Here is a 6,042-nt window from a genome sequence, read left to right as displayed (position 1 = left end):
TCAAGGACATTTGGCTTATTAGTGATCAGATATGTGGACAACGTTTAAAAATGATTCTGCCAGAGTGGTTGCCTTTTTATGAACAACATCACGGCAATCTTTCTAATGAAATCAAGGATCAGCTGCAATCAGTAAGCTCAGCTACTATTAACCGACTTTTAAAGCCCTATCGATTACATCCAAAACTGCACCAAGACTGATCCAGTTACTGTATGACAAATAGACGCCAGAGATCAACACAATGTATTCAAGCTTGCCAAATAGTCATTCGTTGTCTCAAGATTATGCTTGTCTAATGTTTTTCTTATCTTGGAGATAACTTCTCTATCATTAGACGCTTCATCTAAATCAACATAGTCTGCATGGTAATCACTATCAGCATATCGTGATAATTTTTCCATGAATTGGCCAATATATTGATAGTCTTCGTTAATTGAGACTTGTACTTCATTGCTATTATTATGAAAAAATTCACGCACTTTAGCTATGGTAACACCCTCTCCTTGATTAGCAAATTGCTCACGTACTTTGGTCTGAAAAGCAATTTCTTGCGATATCCGTCCATAACGATTGAGTGCTTTTTCGAATGACTTAGCAATCTCATATCCTTGGTTAGTCGATGATAATAGCTTATCGCCATCATTACGGATAAGCCCAACATCCTCACCCAAAACAAGCATCCTATTTGAAGCATCCTTCATTATACCTTTTATCCGTGTATCCAGCTCAGTAAAGCACGTCTTAATTTTCTTTAAATTTGACACTTGATTAGCGCTAATGTCTACTTCTTTATCAAAAATCGCATCACCATACTCTTGAACAATTAACAGCATAAAGTTTAACAATGGAACCTGCAACAGCAATTCAATTTGTTTAGTTATCACAATCAAGTAATTCGCTAAAAGCTCTAGATGTAAACGCCCATCACTGGTAATAATGTTAGAACCAAAGCGAAATGAAACTTCTGATTTTGCATATATATTTTTATTATCCTTCGCATCTAAAAATGCATTTAAGACATTCGCCATCAACACATCAAAGTTTGCACCTTTTTTTAAAATGAGTTGTATTGTTTGGAGTATAATTTTCAATATATGCTTTTAGGTCTGTTTCTATTTCACTGAGCGCACTTTTCACTAAGACATCTGTTTCATTATAAAGCTTCAATAGCTTTTTGAGCCTTTCTTCTAAAGTTTCACCGCCTTCATTATTTGCAATGGGCTTTAATAAATCTGACAAAGATGAGAATTTCTCTCTAATCTTCTCTTCATGTGTCTCTTTGAGCCAGTAGAACCTAGAGAAATACCTTGATAAACCCTCTTTGATTTCATTTATACCTTGTTGATCGAGTAAAATCTGCCTTTTGAGCGCCTTCTCAGATTTTTTAATTTCTTCTGATACAGCACGAGTTGCAGTTGTATTATCTCTACGCTGGTCAAGTTTTGAAATCGCAATTTTAACACTAGTTGCTTTTTCTCTTACGTAAGATTTATTATTATGCAAAATATCCCAATTTTTATTGTTTATATTTGGATAAAGCTGGCCGTATAACTGTTCTATTGCATAAACCACATGTTCATTTTTCTCTGCGACAAACTTTTTCAATAAATTTGCTGATTTACTATTTTGATTAACCTGTGAAATCTTACTATGTTGATTGGGAACATAATTTTCCATGAGTTTTATAGATCCACTTTCTTTTTTTATTGCTTGACCCTCTGAAAAAAGGGCAATAGTCTGTTCTATAAATTTGTGAGTGTCAACTTCACTCTTCCCTCCTTTAGACATCCCGTCATATAAATATAATAATTTTCGGTAAGGTGAAACCTCATCATCAAAATCATCCACTTCCTCTGATGTGTTGTTTACAGCATATAAATATAGCAAGTCTTCATCCTTTAGAATTTTTTGAAAACCCATAACTTTGGCCTTTACCCGCTCTACGTTATCAATAGAAACTTTATAGGTTGAAACATGACACATTTTATCAAATTGACTAATAAATTTGCCAGCTAAGAATGTACTTGAGAGTGTAAAGCTCTCTGCCAATCTTGCCGCTGATGTAACCACATTTTTGGCTGCTTCAAACTTTGAATAATAGCTACGTGTTAGAAGGTGAGTGTTTAACTTAGCAAATACTCTGACCCCTTTGTCGTATAGCTCAACAAACGCCTTATAACAGTCACCTTTACCTCCCCCAAGAGGTGATGTTCCGGTAACATTACTCATAACGGTTAGACGCTTCCATAGTTTTAGTCGGTTGAGGAAGCTTAAAAGCGTATTATAGTCAAAATTCTTACTGGCAAGATCCATCATCCATCCATAATTCTCCATAGCCACCCACATCCGCTGTGGTGCAGCGCCTTTAAAGTAGTTATTAGCGCGCTTAGCAACGATACGTAGATACCGCTCCAGTGGCTCAGCTAGATACACACAGTATTTACAATAAATACTTGATGACACCGGCGTTTGCGCTGCTAAATAACGTCCAGACACTGAGTACATATTCTTTTTATCAAAAACATCATTAACCAGATCAATTTTTAACTTACGCCAAAACAAATAGCCTGTTTGTTTAGGATCACTAATCTCAAAGCCCGCCGTAATTGGTACGGTTGACTCTGCGTCACGCCCGCGATAACAATCTAAAATAGGTAAGAACTCTTTTTCATTAATACTTAAACCTTGAGACTTATTTAGCCCCGAACTAATTGACGACAACATATTTCTTCTCCAAAAAGTTAAATTAGTCTATAACACAGGTTGTTTCATTAGATTTAATTTTTCTTTAAACTTATTTATCGAGTCATTATCTCTCTTAAAGAATTGAGGATTAAAATTCTGTGAATTAATGTCATCCTGATAACCCATACCATGTATTGCCACTTTCTCCTCTTGTGCTAATACCGTTCGTATACGTCCTATTGCCGTTTTTGCATCTGCTGCCATTTCCGAACTACTTAAGATTTTAAGCAGTCCACCTTTTGTTAACTTTCCAGATACCAGCTCATAATAATTGACAATTCCTTGCTTAATATGATCAAGCACCATCGTATTATCCAAATTTAAGTTACTCATTGCTGAAACTGCTTTATTTTGCTCATTAGTAATACCAAGTGTCGTTTGCAAGCCGCTAGCCTCTCCTCCCCCTACGGTCGAGTTAGATGAAACAGCTGCACGAATTGAGCTCATAGTAACCCCTGTTTGTTCATAAAGTCCAAGCTGTATCATAACTTCTTTATTGCGTGTTTTGAGCTCTACAATCAATTTTTTAGACATATCAGTAATCGACTGAAGTTCACTTTTAAAGGCGCCTCGTTGAATGCCTCTTAGATCTTTTGACTCATAACCATTAGAAATACGTGTCATCAATTGTGTCGCCGTTTGCAATTCTGTTGCTGCTCTTTTAATAGTGTCAATACATTTCTTACCAATTAGTGAAATAGTACTATCACCAAACTCTTGGGCATAATCTCGGTAAAAACGAATTAATGCAGTGTAAAGGCCAAAACGAACAAAACTAAAAATAAGCTCATACACCTTGTCATGCAATTTATTCCTATCTGCATGCTCCTGAAATGATTTACGCACACTCCCCGTACGAGATCCCCCATATCTTCTTTTACCATGATCTAATTTTAATCGATCTGGATTACTCCCATTGGGAATCAGTTTTTTCCAGTCTTGCTGTAACTCGCTCGATTCTCCAATCACGCATTTCTGAATAATTGCATAATAGGCATCTCGATGAGTGATATTTGTAATTGTTACTTTTTGTAATGATTGAATAATGCTATGTGCGCGTGCTATTGCATATTTATAACCAACCTGATTTTCATCACTATAGTTTGCACCACTTTGCATTGCCACATGCGGCAATAACCAAGTTAGCTGCTCAATAAGCTTCTTAATCTCAGGTGCATCAACTTTTTTCGCTAGGATATTCTCATCAATTTTAATCTCCCTTGCCACCACCTGATTATTAGCAGCAATTGCTTCAGATGTTTTGGATTGAGATGTTGAGCGATTATTTTTAGGAATATAGCGTAGACCAGCTTCAATTATCGGTAAACTTTGCTTAATTTCATCTCGAATAATATCAGGTGAAGACAAAAATTTATACATACCTTCCAACGCAGCTTCATTCATAAATAAGCTTTCATCAAGCTTAGACACCAAAGATCGGGTGCAATAATATGTACATAGGCTTTGTACCTGATAATAAGCAACTGCAAATAAATTCTGAAATAACTGCTTTACAACGCCTTCTAGTAAATGTTTCGCCTTACCATCTATAAAGGTATCTTCATAAACGAGCATATGCCAGAGCCTTACTCTGTCAGAAAAGGTGCTTAATGTATAGTAATCTAAATGCTGCTCAGAAAGTTTTGTTATATAATCAATATTCTCATTTAATAACCATAAATAATCTTTCTGTGAGAACATTTTGATACTTTTTATCTCCACTGTAGAATCTTGAATTTTATCACTCTCATGACCTGCGTAATACTTGGAAAAGACTTGCATTAACTCAATAGCATAGGCTGAGAAGTTACTCTCATGTGCAACATTTTGATACATAAAGACACTCTGTCTTTGTAGGATTTGCTCCAAGTTTTGTCGTGTCATATAGCTATTTAAACGAATTTTCAGCGTTCCAATTAAAGGAACCGTTTTATACGTATCGCTTGGATCAAAATACATTTGTGGATTGGGTAAGACATTTGCTTTTTGATAGAGCTGGAAGATAAGTTCCATCCCTGTTTTTTGATCCACTTCTCTTTTCTTAAATCCACCATTTTTTAAGCCTGCCCAGTAATATTTTTTACTTGACACCCCTGTTCTTGAAACATCTTGCGCTAAATCTTGATGCAGCTTATTAACTGAATTATTTTTACTTGGCGATATATCAGGAGATAAGGACTCCAGTACAACTTTAGTTGCCGCATTAGTTACCGCACGCTGAGTACCTTGTTGAACACTGGTCTGAACGTGATCACTGAGGCTAGAGAGCGCAGAGCCTCCAGGAATTAAAGAACTAAATAACCCCATAACTTGTTATCCTTTTATTGCTTTCCTTAAACTAAACTATCAAGTTTTCAGACATAAATTATGGGGGAGGTCTACCTATTTTGCTGTTTTTTAATACATTTCTTTAGTTCGAATATGCTCTTTGACTTTAGACTTGTAAAACATTTGCAAGAAAACATCTAGTTGTTGACGGTTATCAAATCTAAATTTATGTCGAATTGCATCAACTGATTTTTCAACGGTTCTAAGTGAACGATTTAATGTATTTGCAATCTGGCTTGCACTCATACCAAGCGCAATTAGTTTGATATAATCGACGTTTTTGTTTGTTAGGCTATACTCTTCTTTAAGTTCATCATAAGGAGAGAATGTACTACTTAAATCATAGTGTCTATGCTCTTTAGACATTTTTTCTGTTGTAAAGTAATGTACTCTTTGATGTTTAAAATCACCTTCCCTAAATTGACGATAGAAATACAAAACGGTATCAAATAGTTGATTAAATAGCTCCTGATAACGATATTTACCATCGTTAACTCCAAGCAAAAAGCAATGACAGTCTTTACAGACACCAAGATCATACTCAATGACAATGGGTAAGAAACCATGCTCACGATGAATAATCCGCTGATAAGCTGCTTTACTTTCTTGACAAAAGCTCTCTAAACGATTGTAAATAGGTTCAATGCTATTAATCGAATAAACTTTATCCTCTTTCCATAATTGCTTTAACACATACGAACGAACAAGCTTCAAATCTGACGATAGTATAAATATAGAAAAGTCTGGCCATACACGCAAAAAAGTATAGTTTCTGACATTTAATTCTGGTGCAGTCATATTGACAATTCGCTTGATAGGCTCAGTATTAGCGATTGAAACACCACGCAACTTTGCATATTCTTTGGTATTGATAATCAACTTAATGATATCGTTATTTAAAATCAATGTGTTACACTCTTGTTGCTCCTCAATATCAGTCATCATAGCATATAATCACTTATTCACTCA

General features: G+C 35.4%; 4 protein-coding genes and 1 pseudogene. 1 reads left to right on the top strand and 4 read right to left on the bottom strand.

The genetic code is table 11. From position 1 onward, the window contains the following. Positions 1-200 (top strand): annotated as a pseudogene (locus tag ACY10D_RS03735) (hypothetical protein); the annotation flags it as partial. A gap of 33 nt (positions 201-233) precedes the next feature. Here the strand turns inward: ACY10D_RS03735 and ACY10D_RS03730 are convergent. From ACY10D_RS03730 to ACY10D_RS03715, 4 genes are all read right to left on the bottom strand, one after another. Continuing rightward, positions 234-1,034 (bottom strand): hypothetical protein, encoded by an 801-nt coding sequence (locus tag ACY10D_RS03730; RefSeq protein WP_486999433.1) that lies wholly within the window; start codon positions 1,032-1,034, stop codon positions 234-236. Position 1,035: 1 nt separating this feature from the next. Beyond that, positions 1,036-2,724 carry a hypothetical protein gene (locus tag ACY10D_RS03725; protein ID WP_486999432.1) on the bottom strand — a complete coding sequence of 563 codons (1,689 nt, stop codon included), beginning with the start codon at positions 2,722-2,724 and terminating at the stop codon, positions 1,036-1,038. Between the two features lie 27 nt (positions 2,725-2,751). Further along, the gene (locus ACY10D_RS03720; RefSeq protein ID WP_486999431.1) at positions 2,752-5,052 is read right to left on the bottom strand and encodes a hypothetical protein; all 2,301 of its coding nucleotides are present in this window, start codon (positions 5,050-5,052) and stop codon (positions 2,752-2,754) included. A 90-nt stretch (positions 5,053-5,142) separates the two neighbouring features. Then, positions 5,143-6,018: a helix-turn-helix transcriptional regulator gene (locus ACY10D_RS03715; RefSeq protein ID WP_486999430.1), complete on the bottom strand. Its 876-nt coding sequence runs from the start codon at positions 6,016-6,018 to the stop codon at positions 5,143-5,145. Positions 6,019-6,042 lie beyond the last annotated feature (24 nt).

The organism is Cysteiniphilum sp., assembly GCF_057495195.1.
The sequence above is the reverse complement of the archived record's forward strand: the minus strand, read 5'-3'. Positions and strand labels throughout refer to the sequence as shown.